The following is a 21,075-nucleotide window of genomic DNA, read 5'->3' as shown; positions in this document are numbered from 1 at the left end:
GCCTGATGCTGCGTGGTATACCATGTCAGACGATGCACGAATTGAGTTTGAAGGGAAGAAGCTGCAATCGAATGAAGTTCAGATTGGAGATACCGTTAAAGTGTGGGCGGAAGGCATGATGTTGACGAGCTACCCTGGTCAAACAATGGGACTTCGCCTCGAGATCATCGCACATGGCAATGGCGCCGGTGATGCTAGTGGTAAGGTTACTGGAGTAGTTACAACTGGYGAAGGCGTTAACGTGGAGCGTATCATTGAAATTGATGGTGTGAAATATAAACTACTTCCATTCGCACAACTAAGAAAGGAAAGCGGCCCAGCACAATTCTCCGATATAACGGTTGGTAAGCTGGTGAAAATTTGGTTTGCTGGATATGATTTCGGTAGTGAGAAATTTGTGACAAAGGTCGCCGTGGATAGTTAGTTTCAAGGGCATTTAGTCGAGGTGGACAGAGAGAAATTATTGATTAACTGGAAAAACTCCAGCTATTTTGTCAGTTTAGGGCGAAATTTAGAATTTAGATGGAAAAAGTACTTCTAATTCTCTCGATTCAGTTGATTTCGGTGGTTATGTATGAAAATAGCTGTACTTTTTACAGTTATTTCAAATAAGGTGAAAAATAGCATAATATTAGCTGCATATTTTCCATCTATTTACATTAAGCAGAGTGCCTAGGCTGTTGCTGGGGCTTGGGTTGCTGGAGCTGTCGCTGTCGCTATTGTGGTTAATGTGATGATCTTGAATTACTCCAAAGGACGTGTTCGAATGAGCCAATCGAAAGAGATTGCTATTGACTTAACACTCGTGCAACAACTGATCTCTTCACAATTTCCACAATGGGCAGAGCTGCCTCTCCGACCTGTGGATTCAGCAGGAACAGACAATGCGATCTATCGGCTTGGTGATGATATGGCTGTTCGATTACCTCGAGCAGATTGGGCCATTGGACAAGTGGAAAAAGAGCAGCGTTGGCTGCCGAAGCTAGCCCCGATGATCCCGATATCCATTCCAGTACCTTTAGCAAAAKGCGTTCCCACCGAAGACTACCCATGGTACTGGTCTGTGTATAGTTGGCTCGATGGCGAGAATGCGACAGTTGGACAAGTAGACAGCTATAACCAAGCAGCAACAGTTCTTGCGCATTTCGTTAATGCTATGCAGTCAATCGATCCTACTGGTGGGCCAGCCTCAGGTTCTCACAATTCTGGCAKGGGTGAGCCTCTGGCGATGCGTGATGCGGCAGTTCGAGATGCAATCGCAAGCTTGAACACAATCATCGACCCTGCCGTGGCAGAGGCTGTATGGGACTTGACACTTCAAGCTCCCGTATGGCAGGGACAGGGCGTTTGGATCCATGGAGATTTACATCCGGGAAATCTTCTTATAGAACAGGGACGATTAAGTGCCGTGATCGATTTCGGTACATTGGGTGTAGGCGATCCTGCCTGCGACCTCATGGTTGCATGGACATTTCTCACGACTGAAAGCAGAGAGGAATTCCGCTCTTTGCTAACAGTCGATGAAGCAACATGGTCGCGAGGACGCGGCTGGGCGCTTTCATTCGGGTTAATTGCTTACGCTTACTACATAGATAAGAACCCAGGATTAGCCGCTATATCCCGACGTGCGATTGATGAGGTGCTTTGTGAGCATTTGACGCGATGCGAATAGCGCATCTACGTTCCCTTTGAATATATGTTTACGATGATTTGTAGATAGGAGAAAATACATCATGCTTACTGCCATCTTCCAAGGAATTCTTTTATCAGCAGGTCTGATTTTACCGTTAGGTGTTCAAAATGTATTTGTTTTTAATCAAGGTGTGACACAACCACGTTTAGTTAGGGCATTACCGGTCGTTCTCACAGCAGCACTTTGCGATACTGCACTGATTACTTTGGCTATTTTAGGTATATCCGTCGTTATTGTCACGATACCTGCTATCAAGTTCGTGCTTTTCGTACTAGGCATACTTTTCCTGATCTATATGGGGATTGTGACTTGGAAAAGTAAACCTGCCAACACGTCATCCGATGAAAAAGCTTTATCACCTAAGAAGCAGATCGCGTTTGCTGCATCGGTTTCACTCCTAAATCCTCATGCCATTCTGGATACGATCGGCGTCATTGGGACAAGTTCTATCCACTATGTTGGAAAAGAAAAACTGGTATTTGCAATTGCTTGTATACTTGTGTCATGGATTTGGTTTTTTGCTCTTGCTGTCGTGGGGAGACAGGTTGGGAAATTAGATAAATCGAACACATTTATGACGTATCTCAATAAAGTATCAGCGATAATCATGTGGGTGACTTCCGTTTATTTAATTACACAATTAATCTAACCAAATATGGCATGGTCGAAGAAATTTTTCTTGATTTTCACAGTTATGACCGAATATAATTAAGGGAATATTTGGTATGTGTAACTGGCGAAACGTAGATCACTACGGGGGAGCACATATTCCATAACAGCCGTTCGCCTGGGCAAAGTATTTGATCAATCGATCAAATACTTTTTTTATTTCAAGGAGGAGAATGGAATGGAACGAGCTAGAAATGTGGCAGTCCTCATTTATGAAAAGGTAGATCTATTGGATATTGCCGGTCCGTTCGATGTGTTTGGGGTATCGAGTAATTGGGGCAAGGATTTCAAKGTCTACACGGTGGGCGAAGAGCAAAAACCTGTGACAACAGTCAGTGGTCTCACGATTCTTCCCAAATACAGCTTAGACAATTGCCCATTGCCTGACATTTTGATTGTCCCAGGTGGTTTAGGATCGCGAACTGAAATGAACAACGCAATGATTACATCATGGATTAGCCATACTGCTGCTAGCGCGGAAATCGTCTTATCTGTTTGCACAGGTGCGCTCTTGTTGGCGAAAGCAAACTTGCTGGATGGATTACGAGTGACGACCAATCGAAATGCATTTGAATTATTGCGCGAAATTGCACCACCTAGTGCTACGATTGTCGAAGATGTAAGGTACATTGATAACGGGAAAATTGTAATGTCCGCTGGGGTTACCGCGGGATTCGATGCTGCTCTTTATGTCGTTGCTAGACTATTTGGTGAAGAGAGAGCCCTCGCTACTGCTTCAAAGATTGAGTACCATTGGCGCAAAGACGAGTTTACCGCAGCGCTGCAGCAAAAGGATTTATTTATGATAAGGAAAGCACAAATAGAAGATTTAGATGCAATTCAGAAGTTGTTTGTTGAAGCAGCTCAGTGGATTCAATTGTCGAAGGGATTCACACAGTGGAGAGAGGATTCTTTTAACAATGCCTATTTAACAACTTTTATAAATGATCAAGAAGTATTTGTCGCGTGTCAGAACGGTGAGTTGATTGGTTGTTTTTCCATCCAATGGCATTTCGAAGAGATTTGGGGAGACTTGTTCCATGATGATGCTGGTTACGTACACCGTTTAGTCGTGTCCCGAAAATATAAAGGAGAGGGTTTCGGCAGCAGGTTTCTAGCTTGGTCAGCAGATTATATAAAGAACAAAGGCAAAGGCTGGCTGCGTTTAGACTGTATGGCAGATAATCCAACACTGAATGACTATTATCGCAGCCTTGATTTCATTCATCGTGGTAGATATGATGGCCGCGGTTGGAGCGCTAATTTATATGAACGTGAAATTGAATAAGTAGTGTAATCGCATATCTAATAAAGCTGTCCTACAAGTAGAATTATCTACTTTGAGGGCAGCTTTTGCTTTCTGCACGTGAGAAAATCGATCTTTGATCTGATAAATCAGTAAATCGTTCTATGAAATAGCGGATTTTGTTCCTTGAATGGTTGAGGGAAAGTTCTTAGAATGGTAGGGCTAGTTGTCGCAGGCGTAACCATTGCCAATTTAGGGAACTGTAGGAGCCAAGAGTGAGTGTATCTTGCGGCGTCCTCTGGGTTGTTCTCTTTCCAGATCCCTGTATGGTAGACTAAGAAAATATTTGATACTGAACAGCGAAGCGAGGGATATTCACGTGACGTTACTAAACTGGTTTTCATCTTTAACATTAAAAAATCGCCTATTTCTGGCTTTCATCGTACTTATTCTTCTGCCATTCTCCGTCTTGGATATTTATAATTTCCAAAAAGTGAAGCTCAATCTACAACAAAAAACGAGTGAACAAAGCCTCGTACAAATGAACAAAATGAATGAGTCACTTGAAAGTCTGCTCGCCACAACGTTTAAGACGATTACGATGTTTGAGCAAGATTCATCCGTCATTTCCGTGTTAAAGCAGCCAGAAGCGGTCGATCAAATCGTGAATCAGCGTAAAATTGAAGAACGTTTTCGTTCGGTGACGAATAGTCTTTTCATCTCTAGTCCACCCGTTTTCTATACGATTGTTGATTTACTCGGTAACGTGTATACTTCATTCCCGCCAGCGCAGCGCTTAGATTATGAAGTGATTCGGGCAAAACCTTGGTTTACAAGTGCTTTATCAGCTTCTGCACCRTATCAATGGCAGTTGGAAAGCAATGAAGTGCTATTTGATGTTAACAAAAGCCCGCAGCTCGTAGCTATTTCTACTCCTACAAGGGATGCAGATGGCACCATTCGAGCAATCATCCACATCGCGGTGGACTACGAAAGTTGGTTTAAATCAGCTACGAACGGAAGTCCAACTTCCGAGCAGTATTATTTGATTGATCAAAGAGGAAACGAGATCGTACATTCTGGTGCTGACAAGTCAGCCATGGCATTGGAGTCACCGATCATCGATCGGTTGCTTAMGGACGGTTCCAGTAACGGCTTTTTCATACAAGGGAGTACGTTTATCAACTATACAGTTGTACCCTCTTTCCATGCTTATTTAATCAAAACAGTGCCATCCCATGTACTCTTTGCTGAGCTTCGATCGATTCAGAATGCCTATATGGGCACGCTTATTATTTTCACAATCGCTTTTATGATCATCACGTTTCTTATCGCTTCCGCGGTTACGCGTCCACTTCGACTCATTCAAGCTAAAATGCTCGATGTCGTACGGAAAGATCTGAAAGTAAGACTCCCTGATCAAAGATACGGCGGGGACATCCAACCCATTGTACAAGCATTTAATCAAATGATTGCTGATATGAACGGACTCGTACAACGCTTAAAGGTTGAGGAACGGCAGAAGGAAGCCAGTCGATTCCAAATGCTGCTTTCACAGATGAATCCTCATTTCTTGTTGAATACATTGAACACAATACGCTGGTTGGCATTGGAAAAAGGGGACAACGCAATTCCGAAAATTTGYGTGTCGTTTGGCAGATTGACAGAGGCTGGACTGAAGCTCGATGTAGATCTTATCCATTTGGAACAAGAGCTAGAGCTTGTCCGAGGATATGTCTATATCCAACAATTCCGRTATGATCAACAATTTCAAGTTGACTATGTGTATGCCGATGACTTGAAATACGCACTCGTTCCGAAACTTAGCCTTCAACCAATCGTGGAAAATGCGATTTATCACGGAATTTCGCAGATCCAAGAGAAAGGTCACATCTCGATCCATGTATTCACGAAAGACTCTAAACTTACCCTTGAGGTGGTCGATAATGGTGTCGGTCTCGAATATAGCGAAKGGTTGTCCAAAAAGGACCATAACGGMATCGCTTTACAAAACTTGAGAGAGCGTTTAGCTCTCCTTTTCAAGAAAGAAGCGAGTCTTGAGTTCGTTCCAGTATCACACGGTTGCATGGTTCGTATCCAGCTTCCGCTCCTCATGTCCACACMTTACCAGAAAGGAAGTGATCCCCATGTGGACCGTTCTACTCGTTGAGGATGAAGTTTTCGTTCGACGGAAAGTGAAAGAAACGATGCGTTGGAAGGAAATGGGCTTCACCATCATTGGGGAAGCAGGTAACGGCTTGGAGGCGATGGATAAAATCCGGGAATGCCAACCGGACGTTGTCATCACAGATATTGTCATGCCGCTGATGAATGGCGTGGACTTGTTGAAACAAGCGCGGAGGGAAGGCTTCACAAGCCGTTTCGTCATGCTGACGGTTATGAGTGATTTCGAAAACGTTCAGCAAGCGCTGGAGTTCGGCGCGACTAGTTATATGCTCAAGCTCTATATGGATCATGAGACATTAGCAGAGACGATGAGTAAGGTTGAAAAAGAGCTAATCGACCGTAGAAGTGCCGAAATACGAGAAGCTGAAACGGTGTATCGTAAATTGTGGAAGTTAATGGTGGGGGGAGCCCAATCCCCGGAAGGCAAGGAAAGCGAGATTGAGATCCCTGGTGTTCAAGGACGCGATTTGAGCATCATCGCGGTGCAACACGGACGACCTACATACACACGAGTAGATTTCTTCGCACTTCATTTAATAGAAAACGATGTGGCCTCTGCAGCCGTCTGGCATTTGCTGACCATAGACGGGGTTAGCTACCTATTTATGTGGTTACCGACAAATTCGCAGTTCTACATGCCTTCAGAGCAAGCTTTGCCAGTTAGCCTAATCTATACGGAATTAATCCCAACTGCACACCTCCTAGAAACGTGGAAAAGCGTTCTAATTGCATTGAATATGGAGTGGTACAATCCCACATGCAGTGCGAAACTATGCACTTCTGCAGGCACACCTCTGCGTGAAACTGCGGATACGTGGGGGTTGGAGCATAAAATCTGGCATAACTTGGAGCAGCTAAGATGGGATGCCGTTGTTGGAGCAGTGAATGAGCTGTGGGGGAAATTCGAAGTTCAGCATGCTCCGCAGCAGCAAGTGAAGCAAGCAGCCGCGAGAATTGTCCATTTGTGTGCGAGAATATCTCAACTCAGCACGGTTGATGAAGAGGAGTTGCTCGCATCCGACCATCATCGTCTTAAATCTGTTTTCTTGGCTCGTCTGGAATCACATTTCAAACACTTGAGCGCATCTCGCATTCCTATTTCTGATCATCCTGAGATCAACAAGATCATTTCCTATTTGCATGAACACTATGTAGAGGAAATTACATTAGACACCTTGGCAAAGCTAGTTTGCATGGATGATAAATATGTTAGCGGTTTATTTAAGAAGAAACTGGGCGTAAGTATTATTCAATATTTGCATCAGATTCGAATCGAACATGCCCAAAGATTGCTGCGCGAAACGGATCGAACGATTAGTGAAATTGGTGAACGAGTTGGGTTCGCGAATGATAATTATTTCATTAAAATTTTTAAACGATTCACTGGCGGGACACCTGCAAGCTTCAGAAACCGAACATAAACACTTTTCGTGATTTTTCGACAATGTGACTTTTGTTCTATGAAATCATGGATTCTGTTTCTTATTCGCATTCGTAATGGGTGATAAAGTAAGTACTGTAAGTAATCAATTGCAGGAGGTCAAACCAAAATGACAAAGAGAAAGAACACAATGATGCTCGGTGCACTAGCTCTTACTTTAGGTCTTACAGCATGCGGGAATACATCAGGTGACTCAGCCTCCAGCAGCGCCAGTACTACTAGCCCTAGTACTACAGCAGCAGCCACTGGCAAGGTCATAAAGCTGAAAATGTGGGGCGGCGTTCCGCCAGAATCAGGTCCTCAAGCGGTGGTTGACAATTGGAATGCGAAAAACCCAGACATTCAAGTGGAGTATGAACGCTATGTGAATGACGACGCAGGAAATCTGAAGTTAGATACGGCATTGCTCACGGGTCAAAGTGTTGATTTATTCGTGAACTATTCAGGCACAGCCTTGAAGAAGCGTGTGGATGCTGGTGTAGCGTTGGATATGAGCAGCTATACCGATTATAACATTGAACAGAAGATGGGCTCGACGTCGAAGGATTGGCAAGTTAATGGTAAATATTACGGTATTCCAACCGTTAAGAGTACGTTCTTCGTGTGGTTTAACAAAGAGATGCTTGATCAGGCGGGACTTAAAGTACCAACGTCCTGGACATGGAAGGATATGCAGGATTATGCTACGAAATTGAAAGCCGATAAGCGCTTTGGACTAGTCCAGCATTTAGAGTCATTCCCAGATTCCTTGGATTCCGCATTGACTCACGATGGGTACACGAAGAAAGATGGCAGTTCGAATCTGGATAATCCATTAATGGGTACTTGGTTAGATACTTTGAATACCATGATGAAGGACAAGAGTACGCCAATGCTTGGCGAACAGTTGACAACCAAGATGCCTGTAGAAACGATGTTTCTGAAAGGTGAGAGCGCCATGCTGAACGCAGGATCCTGGATTTTCCGGAATTCAAATAACTTGAAAGATAATCCAAGGACGTTCAAAATTGCATTCGCGCCTGTTCCGAGACTAGATAGTAATGAGCAAAATGGCATTGGTCGTGGTGGTTTAGGTGATTTCGTTTCGATCAATGCGAAGACGGCTAATAAAGATGCAGCATGGAAGTTCCTGAAATGGTATGCAGACGGAGGATTACTGCCACTTGCTTCCGGCGGACGAATTCCATCTTCCAAGGATGCGAATGTTGAGGATGCTTTGAAGTTACTTTTAGGTGAAAATGAGAGTACGTATGATATTCCTTCTTTGAAATATGTACTGTTCGAGAACAAGACGCCAACGTTTACACGTAACCAGCCTCAACAAGTCATGGACCTCCGCAGAGAGGAATATGAGAAGTTTTTCTTAGGCAAGCAAGATACTGCAACAACGCTGGCGGCTATGGTCAAACGGCATAATGAATTTATGAAAACAACCAAATAAGTAGAAAAGCAGGGGGAGTGGCTTCGGCTGGTTCCCCTGTATGCATACTAAGGGAGGTTATCGGATGTGAAGAAAAACTGGATGGCCAGACAAAGTTTAACCGGCTATTTATTTATTGCACCAAACATGCTGGGTGTTCTCCTCTTTTTTATTGTACCGGCGATTTTCTCTTTCGGCCTCATTTTCACTAATTATCAATTCGCCAATCCCARTTATCACTTCGTGGGCATTGATAACTTCAAACGTCTACTCCATGACGATCTTTTCTATGTTTCACTCCGAAATACCGGGTGGTATCTCCTGTCAGTACCCATTTCCATCATGCTTGCGTTTCTTGTAGCACTCGTCTTGAACAAGCATGTGTATGCCAAAGGATTGCTTCGAGCCATGTATTTCCTACCGTACATTACAAGTGGTGTGGCTGTTGCTTTCGTATGGATGCTATTGTTTCAACCTTCAGAAGGACCGATCAATCAACTGTTAAAAGCAATAGGCATGTCGAATCCACCGGGTTGGCTTTCTACAACGGAAACGTCCATGATGGCTATTGATATCATCTGGATCTGGTTCATGCTCGGTTATAATATGATTATTTATTTGGCAGCCTTACAGGAAATATCTCCGGAGCTGCTTGAAGCTGCTAAAGTAGATGGTGCTAGCGGTTGGGTAAAAATCAAGTCCATCATTTTCCCAATCGTCAGCCCGACGACGTTCTTACTACTCATTACTGGTTTAATTATGACCATCAAATCGTTTGGATTGATCCAAGCCATTACACAGGGTGGTCCTGGGAATAGTACGACAATTTTATCTCTATTCGTCTACAAAAATGCGTTCGGCTATTATGAAATGGGCTACGCATCTACGATATCTTGGGTTTTGTTCTTAATTATTGCGGCGATTACATTCGTTCAATGGTTTGGGCAAAAGAAATGGGTTCATTATTAAAATAGTAGACATCATGTTAAAGATAGCCGATTCATCGGCGAATAATTGAGTAGGAGGTAACCTCTATGGCTACTGTGCAATCAGACATTAGGGCAAGTGCAAAAGCTCGAACCAAGAGGCGGTTTCCGCTCMCAACCCTAATCAAAGTAGGAACGACACTGATCATGTTTATCCTTGGTCTGGCTATGATTATGCCATTCATTTGGATGATCAGTACGTCTTTTAAATCGCCGGCTGAAGTATTTGAATACCCCATCCGCTGGATTCCTTCCCATTTTAATATGGAGCATCATATCCGAGTTTGGACAGGCAGCATGGGCTTTGCAACTTACTATATGAACTCCATTAAGGTAGCGGTAGTCTGTACAATTGGCGCGACATTACTCTCGTCATTGGCTGCCTACAGCTTCGCCAGAATTACGTTCAAAGGCAGAGATACATTGTTTCTCATCTACTTATCGATGATGATGATTCCACCTCAGGTTTTGTTCGTCCCGAAATTCATTATGTTTGAATGGGTGGGTATCTATAATACGCTTTGGGCACTTATTCTGCCTGGCATGATTTCTATTTTCGGTGTATTTTTAATGAGACAGTTTTTCATTCGGATTCCATCCGAAATCTCAGAATCGGCCTTCATGGATGGAGCCGGTCATTATCGCATATTTCTTCAACTGATGCTTCCTTTAGCTAAACCGGCAATGGCTACGTTAGCAATCATCGATTTCTCTTKGCATTGGAACGATTATGAGAACGCTCTCGTGTTTCTGACAGATCGTAAGTTATATACCATTCCATTGGGTTTGCAGAATTTCATTATGGAATTTAATGTCGATTACAATGGCATGATGGCTGCGGCGAGTGCAGCCATTCTACCGATGATTCTCGTTTTCATGCTGGGGCAGAAGTTCATCATTCAAGGGATTTCCAATACAGCTGTGAAAGGTTAATCAGCTATAAGTACATCAAAACCGATAAAGCCAGTGGACGCATGTTGCGTTTATCTGGCTTTTTGCCTGCTTTAAATTGACATCAATCGCTAGGGGAGATATGATTTTAGTGGGTAACACGATGGGACAGGGGTGTGAAGATTCATGCAAAAGCAATTCAAAGTCGCAGCAGGCATCTCTCTTGCAGGATATGTCGTCAGTCTCATAACAACTAGTTTCTTACCGGAAGCCATTAATTTACTAGTACCAGCAGCGGTAACATTTGGAACTATTCTTGTGCTCCAACGTTCTTCTAAAGCTATTAAGGGAACAACGACTAACGTACCTATAAGCKAACATGCTGCGAATACAACGACTGCGCCGATTCCCAATGCTACTAGCGATACTGAAATCCAAGCTGAAAGTGATCCTTTCTGGGGACCGATTGCCGAGTATATCCATGTGATTGAAGAGACGATGATCTCGGAGGGGCAGAAGAATACCGTAGATGATGAAATTGTCGAAAAGACACTTAGCTTACTCTCTCGGGTAGGTCGGTTGATTCCGCAATTAAAAGAGTTAAATGATGCAAATATGAATCATAACATACAAAGACTGATCTTTAAGGATTTAAATGGTGCGATTAATCCCTTTCTGAAGTTAGGCGGGGAAGCCAAACGATTGAATCGTCGACTTCTTCTTACAGGAATCAAGGATATTAATTCTAAGCTCACTGACTATGTAGAAACGATCGAACAAAAAGACTTAATTGAATTGCAGACACGCATGGAATTAATCCAACAGCGCTATCGTTCAACAGACTAAGGAGGCATGGAACATGACAACCCAATTGGTGCAGTTAAAATCGACCGATTTGCAGAAAGTAGAGCAAGAAGCCAAACAGTTACTCGAGAAGGTTTCGGCGACCGATACGATGGAATTAGAAACGCTAATGGATTCGATTGGACGTATGGGATCTAAAACGATGGAACAGGCTGGACAATCTCTAGCGATGCTAGAGCGCCCAGTGAATGAATTGATGTCGGGTAAACGCTCAGAGGTCCAAAACAACATTCTGAAACTGCGCGGCGAAATTGATTCGTTGAGCAAGAGCAAGCAGCTTGGCTTTTTTGAGAAGATGATGAAGAAGACACCGCTTAAGAACTATATTTATAAATATCAGTCCGTGAAAACAAATGTAAATGCCATTGTACAATCCCTTCGTAACGGGAAGGAAACGCTAGAAGAGAACATGGCGTATATGAAGACGTTGAAGAAAAATTCAATTGAGTCTGTCTATAATTTGCAAATGCGAATTGCGATGGGCGAGAATTTAAAGCAGCTTTTCGAAGTTGAAATAGCCAAGCCCGAGAATGAGCATCGTAAAACACATTTGGAGAGAGGACTTCGTAAGGTCGTGACCCGGATTCAGTCCTTTCAAGAGATGGTCATTCTGTATCAACAAGCGATTGCAGGAACAGATATCATTAACGACAACAACGATAAGCTGATTGATGCCGTTGATGYGACGATTGATAAAACACAGAACCTGTTGACAGTCTCTGCGATGATCTCGATGGCCATTGAAGATCAAGTTCAAACGATTGATGCGGTCAATTCCGCGAACTCGACATTGAATAAAATGTTTGAGGAAAATTCGCGGCTGTTGAAAGAAACAACGCAACGAACGAATGAGCTGCTGGGGAAACCAGGCTTGCAAATGGATTCGATCGAGCGAGGCATGACAGACCTTTTCGCCGCTTTGGATTTATTTGAACAGTCCAATCGGACAATCATTCAATCGGCTACGGAGCACACGCAACGGCTTGGTAACATCAGCCAGCAAATGACGCAAAGACTTGGCTTAACGCCTGGGAATAAAACGAATGCAGAAATCAAAGCGTCCGAATTAAGTGGACTTTTGGAATAAATCATAGAAATAGAATTGGCTGTCAGGGATGTAATCCTTGGCAGCTTTTTTGTGCTTGCCTCATGCCACTTAACCCATGCCATTTCATTCTCCTGACATATGATATTTCATATGTTCGAAAAATGGAGATGATTAAATGTTCATGCAAATTAAAGAGGGGAATAGCAAGACTCCTCAAATTGATGTGCTAATCCCAGCGATTGAGAAAGATTTGGGGACGCTCCCCCTGGTCATTGACGCGGTAAGAAAATATGTCAAGCATCCGATTGGTGAAATTATCATTGTAGCTCCGTGGAAACAACGGATACTCGATCTATGTGAGAGAAAAGGGTGCCGATTCGTTCACGAAGATACCGTTCTCCCTATCACGAAAAAGGATATCCATTACCAATCGAAAACGTGGGATCGGACGGGATGGCTGTATCAACAGTTACTTAAATTGAACGGAGATACTTTGTGCACATCCAACTATTATATGGTCATTGATGCAGATACCGTGCTCATACGACCCCATGTTTTCAAGATTGGCAACAAGACGGTATTTTATTGCCGGAACTGGAGTCAGGGCGAATATTTTAATACGTATAGAAAATTGATGGGCAGAAATCGATCGGCTCGATTGTCTTTCGTTACCCATTACATGTTGTTCGAGAAATCTAAAGTTAAGCATCTGAAACAAACCATTGAGTCCAAACATAAGAGATCCTGGTATTCCGCCATTATGAAAAGTATGAACAGATCCAAGCAGTTTGCCTTTTCGGAGTTCGAAACATATGGTAATTTTCTTTATTCATCGTCTGCGCATAAGATGATTTTGAAGCCTGCAATGAATAAAAGCTTACATTTGAACAATGCCCAAATTACACAATCTAGGATGTCTTCCTTGGCTAAAAGATATAGATCTATTTCTCTGCATAAACGCAAGGGATATGTTAAAACGGTTAGGTTAGTGGCGAGATGAAGCCCTATGTTGTTATCTGGAAGGGACCTGTAGGCAAAGCTAGTGGTCTTGGTCATGCAAGTAGAACCTACGCTGCTTCCTTGAAACGGAAAGGCGTTGATGTTAGGTTTGGTCATTTAAGCGTTGGTAAAAAACCTTCCAAAGGCAAGAGAGTGCTTATCTATCACGGTGTTCCGAACCATATTCATTGGGGTCATGAACGAAGTCTATATGATCCCATCATTTTAAATACCGTTTGGGAAACCAGCAAAACGCCAAACAAATGGCTTTCTCATATGAACAAATTTGATGCAGTCTGTGTTCCTACGCAACATAATAAGCGTGCACTTCAGAACAGCGGGGTTACAGTCCCGATTTACATTGTTCCGCATGGTGTAGATACGAAGGTATTTAAACCAAGCAATCCGAAGTTTGTATTGCCGCGTGCTGCAGGCAGGTTCACTTTCGTGTCTGTATTTGGCTTTCAACATCGTAAAAACCCCGAAGGTTTGCTGCGTGCGTACTGGGAAGAGTTTTCCCCCGAAGATAACGTAATTCTTGTGATCAAAACGAACGGCTATGAGCCCTATGAGAATGAAAAATGGATTCAGCGACAAATATGGCAGTACAAAAAGAGGTTGGGCATAAAAAAAAATACAGCGCCCGTTGTCATAATAGGCAGACGATTAAGCGAACAGCAGCTAAAAGGACTATATACACTTGGAGATGCCTTCGTCCTTCCTTCGCGAGGTGAGGGGGTAGGACTCCCATTTCTAGAAGCACTAGCCAGTGGCATCCCAGTCATCACGACTGCTTGGGGGGGGCAAATGGATTTCCTAACGAACAATAACTCGTTTCTCATTCCCTATCAACTGAAGAATCCGTCCATTAGCATGAATAGTTCACATGCCATATCGCGCTCATTTAGATACCTGTTTGCTGAGAAGGGGCAGCTGTGGGCTGAACCTGATCATCAAAGTTTACGAATGAATATGAGGAAAGCCTACGAGAATCCCGAATTATGTAAGCGTAAGGGAAGTCAGGGACGATTGGATGTCCTTCATTTGACTTGGTCACGTGCAGGGAGGCTGATGAAGCATGTGGTTGAAAAGGTCATTCAATCCAAGAAATAAGGATGAAGATTGATGTCCCCCAGGAAAGGAGGAATTGGCTTGCGTATTGTACTACTGTGCGGTGGATCAGGAAAAAGGCTATGGCCTTTATCCAACGAGATTCGCTCTAAGGTGTTTCTTAAGCTTTTGAAATCCACAAATGGGGCTAGAGAATCGATGATTGAACGAATATGCAGACAATTAGATGAGGTAGGCTTACTGCCGTCCACATGTATCGTTACGCATCACAGTCAGGTAGAGATAACTCGTACGTATGTTGGCGAACACATTCCTATCCTAAGTGAACCATTTAAAAGGGGGACATATGCAGCAATAGCTTTAGCTGTCACTTATTTGCATGAGAGAATGCTAGTTGATTTGGATGAAACGATCTGTATTCTCCCAGTGGACACTTATGCAGACTCCGCATTTTTCCAGTTACTTCATCGCTTTCCTGAGGTTATTTCAGAATCTAAAGCTGATCTAGCTCTACTTGGAACCAACCCGACGATGCCTTCTGATCAATTCGGTTATATTGTTCCAGTTCTCMCCAAAGTGAGCGAAGAATTCGCATATATCGATCACTTCATCGAAAAGCCGAATGAGCATGATGCCGCTCAATTAATGGAGCATCATGCTTTATGGAATTGTGGCATATTCGCATTTCCATTAAGGTACATGCTGACCTATTTAAAGGACAAAGGGGAACCAGCACTAGTTGATTCATGGCTGGCTAAGTATGAACAGCTTGCCAATACAAGCTTTGATCGCGAAGTCGTTGAGCATAGTCAAAACGCTGTGGTTATAAGGTATGAAGGTTTATGGCAGGATGTGGGCACATGGAAGGCGTTAACCCTTCATTGTGAGCAAAACGTTATTGGACCAGGTAGGATCTCAGCTGATACCGTAAATACACATCTTATCAACGAACTACCTTATCCCATTGAAGTCATTGGTGTATCGGATCTCGTTGTCGCAGCAAATTCAGACGGAATCTTAATTGCAAACAAGGAGAAAGCCCATTTAATTAAGGAAAGGCTAGCACAAGTCACCCAGATTCCGATGTACGTGGAGAAAAGGTGGGGCTCTTATCAAATTTTGAAATATTGGAAGGAAGATGAACACGGAGCAGAGGGTATGCTTAAACTTGTGAAGCTTGCCCATGAGAAGATGACCAGTTATCACCAGCATGAGAATCGGCAAGAAAGCCTAACCATTCTTTCCGGCATTGCAGAAATTCTTATTGAGGATAAACTGGTTAGACTGATGGCAGGTGATGTTCTGCTAATTCCTGCTGGTATTAAGCATGGTATCAAGGCAGTTACTAATCTTGAATTCATGGAAGTCTTGTTGGGCAAGGAACTGTCACAAGAAGATATCACTCGATTTTCAGATATATGGTAGTAAATACCAATGATGGATGGGAAAATTCGATTGAATGTCTATTGATATTAAAAATAAGCTTAGACCCTCAGCTCGTTGCTGTGGGTCTCTTTATGTTAATAAACTCAGGAAGGATCTGGGAATAATCAGGAGAACTTAATAAGAGTGGAAATCGCTTGATATCCAAAACGGATGCTACTTTATGTAAAAGGGAGAAATGTTCATTGAAAAAAATAGTGCTTGGAATGGTTTTGGGTGCTGGTATTACTTTTTCTACTGCTGTATATGCTTCAGATGCTATTCAAGCAATGAAGTACCAGGTGGAGTTTCTTTTTAATGGGGTTACTAAACAATTGGATAGTGAGTACACCGTTTTGAATTACAATGGACATGCTTATGTACCTATCCGTTTCGTAGCTGAAAGTATGAGAGCTCACGTAGAGTTCAATGAGGCGGATAAGCAAATATCCATAAAGTACGGCACACCAACTGAGCAGTTGCAATCACGCATAGAGATGACTGCCCTTCAATTATTGAAAACGACAGAGAAAGGGGAACTGGATGAAACTAAAAAGCAAATCGATGCGATACCTCCAACCGAACTTAACTCGGTCTTTATTCAGATTTTTAAAATGGCTCATATGTTTCAAGGTAATCCGCACGTTGCCTATTTAGTAGAACTATTGATTCAAAAGCAAGTTGATCTCAATATCGTTGATGAGTCCAATGGTTACACACCGCTGCATTATGCTGCAGAACGATCCATTGATCTAGTGGGAAGTCTTTTGGATGCTGGGGCCAAGGTGAATGTAAGTGCAAATGGAATGACACCGCTAATGCAGCTATCAAGTAAGAAACAGCTTGGCTTGGTTAACAAGATGCTTGCATTGGGGGCTGATCCAAATTTAGGCAGAGGGGCTCTGCTTGCGGCGCTTCATCCTTTTGCCAATTCGGGATTGATCGATGAGAGCGTCCAAATTGTAAAAAATCTTATAGCGCATAAAGCTGATGTGAACGCTACTAACTCAGATGGCGAAACACCGCTGTTAGCAGCTCTAAGTATGACTATGCCACAATCTCGGCAAATTGTTCAGTTGCTGCTCGAGCACGGTGCAGATCCCAATCAGATAGTAAAAAGTAATTGGTCAGGACTGTCACCTCTAATGAGGGCAGTTAATCCCTATGGCCTTAACTCTATTCAGGGTGTGTACACGATGGTTGAAATGTTGATTAATGCCGATGCAGATGTCAATGCAGCCGACGAGAAGGGCAATACAGTTCTCTCTTACGCCGTGGAATTTAATCAAAATACCATGGAAGGAAACTTCGATGTACTCCGATTGTTGTTGAGTAAAGGAGCGAACCCACAGGCGATAGACAAGAATGGTGTTACACCACTTGATAAAGCAAAGAACATTGTAGATGAAAAAATGAGGGATGAAATTGTTAAGCTTTTAGAATAAGTCATACAATCCTTTAATTATTTTTTCACTTTATATCTGGGGCATTTATTAATGGTTTTTGAATTGCGTCCACAATGGCTGCGAAGATACTCGTTGCTAAAATACCCATTAGACATAAGGATGTAGGACCCGCTGCATCATCACTAACTGTAACTTTAGCAAGCACCCTTAAGCTTACTATTCCTATTAAAATGAGGATGATAACTGCAAATGCACATTTCTTTATAATCTGCAAAGATTTAAAGGATAGTTCTGAGAAAGCATTGTTCTTCTCGATGTAGGTTAATAGTTTATACGCTTGATACAAYGCAACAGAAAACGCAATACAGAAGCCGTATGTACATACTAGAAAGGGGATCACGAAGTAAGCCGTATCTGGATGTACTCTTGCATCTTTAACAGCTATCTGAGGCAACCAGATACATAAAGCAAGCACTGCAATTCCAGCCAGAAAAATAATTACCTTTAAGAAAGTAGTTGAACCTCGTTTAACATTCATATTATACACCTCACTTGTTTAATGACAACATGATCTTATCATAGGTCTTATCGTTTTACAATAAATATGTATTGTTTGTTATTACATAATTGTTGTTATTGAAGTATCATTTTAATTTGCGAAAAATAAAAAGCATTTCCTATTTCTAAATAATAGGCTATAGTTTGTAATAGAAGTTGATTGGAAGTCGGGGGAATTTAGGAGCAAATCACATGCGAAAGAATTGCAAATTGATCTTAGTTGAAGGTTTGTGCGGCACTGGCAAATCGACATTAGCTGAAAAATTAAATGACTACCTCGTTCAGCAAGGCATTCCCTCTCGATTCTATGATGAGGGAGCAATTGGACATCCGACGAGTCTGAATTGGCACGCATTCTTTCGCGAAGAGGAATATAAGGAACTTCTGATGAGGTATCCAGACATTGCTGATGAAATCCGTTCTTGGGCCATTAATAATGGTATCAATTATCTGATTCCTTATCGTGAATTCAAGGGAAATAGCGAGTTGGTTGAGCTTTATGCAGAGTTGAAGTCCCGTGAGCTATGTTGGACGGATTCGCCTGTTGCCACGCTAGAAGAGTTTACATTTTCGATTCAGCATCATTGGTCACATTTCGCTGAGCATGCCTCTAATTCAGATGAGGTATATGTGTTAGAAGCTGTTTTTTTTCAGCATCAGATTCATGATTTATTGGGTCATTATCAAGCRGTTGATCACCTGATCGAGGAGCATATTCAAGGAATCGCTGATCAGATAATTGCTTTGAATCCCATCGTGATGTATTTAACTCATCCGAATGTGAGGGAGCAGCAGGTTTGGATTTCTTCCATCCGTTCAAGACCAAACTTTGCCACAGAGCAAAATATTAGGTTTATGGAAAACCGTAAACGGATCGAATTGGGGCTACTTGAAATGCTGCCATTTCCAACCTATACATTTGAAAATGAAAACCTTGACTGGGAAGCGGTCTTTAATAAAATGGTGGAGGCCGTACAGACGAGCGAGTAGACAATTCCATTCCAAAAATCCTAAGAAGCACTGCCGCGGGCAGTGCTTCTATTTGTCTTACTAGAATAATGCAATACCTAATCATAGATAAATATGCAATGAAATTTAATTATTTGGATTTTATTCAAAATATGGATGTCTAGATTGTGTTCTCCTGGATATTCTGTGTATTAGTAAAGTTGTTTCCGCCTTACAAATTAACTTCAAATTGGTTGAATGGAACCGTCACGCAAACTGCGCCGATAAGTTGAATGTACAGGACCAGTTTATGAATATTTAAGAATTGCTTTAGAAGGAGTTTACTTCAATTGATTATCTTAAAGGTAAGAAGATATCAAGGKAGATTCTCACGAGATGAAAAATTTTACTATGAAACAGAAAAAATGGATGCTAAGCTTACATATCTTATTCGCAGCCATCATGTTAGGGACAAGTGTGACGTTTCTCATACTTAGCATTACCGTTGCGAGCACAAGTGATTCGGTGTTAATACTCTCGTGTTACAAAGCCATGCACGTATTAGCCGGAACTTCAGTACGAGTATCCGTGATCGGGACCATCGTGACAGGGGTGCTATTATCGCTGGGGACTCACTGGGGTTTGGTGAAATACTATTGGATCATCGTCAAAGAAGTGCTTACGGTTGTCGCGGTTATCGTAGGTCCCATTGGTATGTACATTTGGACATTGAAAGCAATATCCATGTTAACTGAAGTTGGAGGAGAGAGTGCGAACCAAGGTGCCTACGTTTCCAACATGCTATGGTTATTTATAGGCATAGGACTTCAGTTACTCTCATTACTCGCGATGTATCAACTATCCGTGTTTAAACCGTGGGGGAAGCGAAGAACTAGTTAGTCCGTATACTAATAGAAAAAGCAGAGGATTGGAAGGGGAGCCCCTGCTCGTATCCTCTGCTTTTTGGTGTCACCGATTAATCCGTAATATTTCTCGTATAGTATTCAATAATGTCCTTACGTCGAATGATACCTAGGAAAACGCGATCCTTATCTACAACGGGAACAAAGTTCTGGTCAGCAGCTAGTGCTAACATATCTTCCATATGTGCATCAATGGCGACGCACTCGTTATAAATTCGTTTTCGAATGTTGGTTACAGATACTTCATCCATGTTAACGAAGGACAGGCCGGGCGTGCACTTTAGTTTCCATAATAAATCTCCTTCGGATAAAGTGCCCACATATTTCCCTTCCTCATCGATAATTGGAATCGCTGTATAATGGCAGGCTTMCAGCCGTTCTATCGCTTCTTTCATCGAAGCCGATGTCGTCAGGTAAGATACTTTGTCTTTAGGTAGTAAAAACGATTTAATTTCCACTTTGTTTCGCTCCTTTTCATCCCGAATTACTTTCACTATTTAATTAAACCATAAATCCGACCGAAAGAGTGCACAATTGACTCGTGTAATAAATGGAAATAGGACAATATTTGATTTTTTGTAACATTAGAGTCCTTCGATTTGAGTCAAATTATGGGTAATAAAATGCAAAAATGGGAAGGGGCTACCCAGAAGTAGTTGTTTCTACTTCGATGGACAACCCCGCATCGTCGTTCATATTTTGTTGATGATCGCTAACTCAATTTACAAATGTATACTTAACTCTTTTCGAATTAATAAAGTAGGGTATCCAAATCAAACAAGTAATCAAGGATTTTACAATATTTCTACCCTGTTCATTCATAAACTCAGGTGTCGCTAGCCCGACGATTGAATTCGAAATAAAATAGTAAATGACATTAAATACGAAACTAACTAAATAGAAAATAATGGCCAACGTTCTTACTCGCCTCATTTTTTTCCATCCTAGATAGCCTAAGACAATAGGGAACACAACATATAAAGAATAGGTAACAGTTTCATAAATGATCATTAATCCGTATTTCCAATCATCTTTATACAATTCGGTGATAAGTCCATCAGTGTAAATAGGTAATAACGTATTAATTATGTAGATTAATGCGTCCCCTAAGGTTAGTAACAAACCTATGGAAACAACATATAACCAACCTCCAAATCCGCGTAAATGAGCATGCTCGATTTGTGGCGGCTCATTTCCAGAGGGTATCAGATTCTCTGTTTTCAAAGCTAATTCATTATCCGGATTGACCATTAAGACACCTAGTTTCTTCTCCAATTTTAGGAGGATTTACAAAACATGGATG

Annotated in this window: 20 protein-coding genes and 1 riboswitch; of the genes, 17 read left to right on the top strand and 3 right to left on the bottom strand. The window is 42.2% G+C overall.

Features of this window, described 5'->3' with window-relative positions; translation table 11 throughout:
* The 15 genes from AC1DLM_RS30510 to AC1DLM_RS30440 all read left to right on the top strand — a co-directional run.
* A partial coding sequence (locus tag AC1DLM_RS30510; protein ID WP_477572066.1) for a DUF3221 domain-containing protein occupies nt 1-424 on the top strand: 424 nt, incomplete at its 5' end.
* Between the two features lie 342 nt (nt 425-766).
* Nucleotides 767-1,672, top strand: a complete 906-nt coding sequence (locus AC1DLM_RS30505) for an aminoglycoside phosphotransferase family protein (RefSeq protein WP_477572065.1) — start codon at nt 767-769, stop codon at nt 1,670-1,672.
* A gap of 61 nt (nt 1,673-1,733) precedes the next feature.
* Nucleotides 1,734-2,342 (top strand): LysE/ArgO family amino acid transporter, encoded by a 609-nt coding sequence (locus tag AC1DLM_RS30500; protein ID WP_441990261.1) that lies wholly within the window; start codon nt 1,734-1,736, stop codon nt 2,340-2,342.
* Nucleotides 2,343-2,412: 70 nt separating this feature from the next.
* A riboswitch (ZMP/ZTP riboswitch) is annotated at nt 2,413-2,493 on the top strand.
* Nucleotides 2,494-2,540: 47 nt separating this feature from the next.
* Nucleotides 2,541-3,650 carry a GNAT family N-acetyltransferase gene (locus AC1DLM_RS30495; protein WP_477572064.1) on the top strand — a complete coding sequence of 370 codons (1,110 nt, stop codon included), beginning with the start codon at nt 2,541-2,543 and terminating at the stop codon, nt 3,648-3,650.
* A gap of 337 nt (nt 3,651-3,987) precedes the next feature.
* Entirely contained in the window at nt 3,988-5,778 is a 1,791-nt protein-coding gene (locus AC1DLM_RS30490) for a cache domain-containing sensor histidine kinase (protein WP_477572063.1), read from the top strand.
* On the top strand, nt 5,756-7,216 hold the full coding sequence (locus AC1DLM_RS30485) for a response regulator (protein ID WP_441990258.1): 1,461 nt from the start codon (nt 5,756-5,758) through the stop codon (nt 7,214-7,216). The genes AC1DLM_RS30490 and AC1DLM_RS30485 overlap by 23 nt, the downstream gene beginning before the upstream one ends.
* Nucleotides 7,217-7,345: 129 nt before the next feature.
* The gene (locus AC1DLM_RS30480; protein WP_441990257.1) at nt 7,346-8,677 is read left to right on the top strand and encodes an ABC transporter substrate-binding protein; all 1,332 of its coding nucleotides are present in this window, start codon (nt 7,346-7,348) and stop codon (nt 8,675-8,677) included.
* Between the two features lie 66 nt (nt 8,678-8,743).
* The gene (locus AC1DLM_RS30475) at nt 8,744-9,625 is read left to right on the top strand and encodes a carbohydrate ABC transporter permease (protein WP_477572062.1); all 882 of its coding nucleotides are present in this window, start codon (nt 8,744-8,746) and stop codon (nt 9,623-9,625) included.
* A gap of 164 nt (nt 9,626-9,789) precedes the next feature.
* Nucleotides 9,790-10,575, top strand: coding sequence for a carbohydrate ABC transporter permease (locus tag AC1DLM_RS30470; RefSeq protein WP_477572067.1), 786 nt, complete (start codon nt 9,790-9,792; stop codon nt 10,573-10,575).
* 144 nt (nt 10,576-10,719) lie between these two features.
* Entirely contained in the window at nt 10,720-11,379 is a 660-nt protein-coding gene (locus AC1DLM_RS30465) for a hypothetical protein (RefSeq protein WP_477572061.1), read from the top strand.
* A gap of 13 nt (nt 11,380-11,392) precedes the next feature.
* On the top strand, nt 11,393-12,484 hold the full coding sequence (locus AC1DLM_RS30460; protein ID WP_477572060.1) for a toxic anion resistance protein: 1,092 nt from the start codon (nt 11,393-11,395) through the stop codon (nt 12,482-12,484).
* A gap of 136 nt (nt 12,485-12,620) precedes the next feature.
* Complete coding sequence (locus AC1DLM_RS30455) at nt 12,621-13,445, top strand: DUF6492 family protein (RefSeq protein ID WP_441990253.1); 825 nt, start codon at nt 12,621-12,623, stop codon at nt 13,443-13,445.
* Nucleotides 13,442-14,557, top strand: coding sequence for a glycosyltransferase family 4 protein (locus AC1DLM_RS30450; protein WP_441990252.1), 1,116 nt, complete (start codon nt 13,442-13,444; stop codon nt 14,555-14,557). The genes AC1DLM_RS30455 and AC1DLM_RS30450 overlap by 4 nt, the downstream gene beginning before the upstream one ends.
* Nucleotides 14,558-14,596: 39 nt before the next feature.
* Entirely contained in the window at nt 14,597-15,940 is a 1,344-nt protein-coding gene (locus AC1DLM_RS30445; RefSeq protein ID WP_477572059.1) for a sugar phosphate nucleotidyltransferase, read from the top strand.
* Between the two features lie 203 nt (nt 15,941-16,143).
* Nucleotides 16,144-17,382, top strand: a complete 1,239-nt coding sequence (locus AC1DLM_RS30440) for an ankyrin repeat domain-containing protein (protein ID WP_477572058.1) — start codon at nt 16,144-16,146, stop codon at nt 17,380-17,382.
* A gap of 25 nt (nt 17,383-17,407) precedes the next feature.
* On the opposite strand, the gene AC1DLM_RS30435 is transcribed toward AC1DLM_RS30440, so the two are convergent.
* Nucleotides 17,408-17,881: a DUF2975 domain-containing protein gene (locus tag AC1DLM_RS30435; RefSeq protein WP_441990249.1), complete on the bottom strand. Its 474-nt coding sequence runs from the start codon at nt 17,879-17,881 to the stop codon at nt 17,408-17,410.
* A 212-nt stretch (nt 17,882-18,093) separates the two neighbouring features.
* Here AC1DLM_RS30435 and AC1DLM_RS30430 point away from each other — a divergent pair, with 212 nt between their 5' ends.
* Both AC1DLM_RS30430 and AC1DLM_RS30425 read left to right on the top strand, forming a co-directional pair.
* Nucleotides 18,094-18,891: an adenylyl-sulfate kinase gene (locus AC1DLM_RS30430; protein ID WP_441990248.1), complete on the top strand. Its 798-nt coding sequence runs from the start codon at nt 18,094-18,096 to the stop codon at nt 18,889-18,891.
* Nucleotides 18,892-19,245: 354 nt separating this feature from the next.
* Nucleotides 19,246-19,749 carry a hypothetical protein gene (locus AC1DLM_RS30425; RefSeq protein WP_441990247.1) on the top strand — a complete coding sequence of 168 codons (504 nt, stop codon included), beginning with the start codon at nt 19,246-19,248 and terminating at the stop codon, nt 19,747-19,749.
* Between the two features lie 76 nt (nt 19,750-19,825).
* Here the strand turns inward: AC1DLM_RS30425 and AC1DLM_RS30420 are convergent, their stop codons facing one another.
* Together AC1DLM_RS30420 and AC1DLM_RS30415 are read right to left on the bottom strand one after the other, a co-directional pair.
* A complete protein-coding gene (locus AC1DLM_RS30420) occupies nt 19,826-20,230 on the bottom strand; it encodes a CBS domain-containing protein (RefSeq protein WP_477572057.1) in 405 nt (134 codons plus the stop codon).
* A 259-nt stretch (nt 20,231-20,489) separates the two neighbouring features.
* Nucleotides 20,490-21,023 (bottom strand): DUF2569 domain-containing protein, encoded by a 534-nt coding sequence (locus AC1DLM_RS30415; RefSeq protein WP_441990246.1) that lies wholly within the window; start codon nt 21,021-21,023, stop codon nt 20,490-20,492.
* Nucleotides 21,024-21,075: the final 52 nt, after the last annotated feature.

The sequence above is a fragment of the Paenibacillus sp. 01T442 genome (assembly GCF_056398345.1).
Note: the sequence above shows the minus strand (reverse complement) of the source record. Positions and strands in the feature narration are given on the sequence as shown.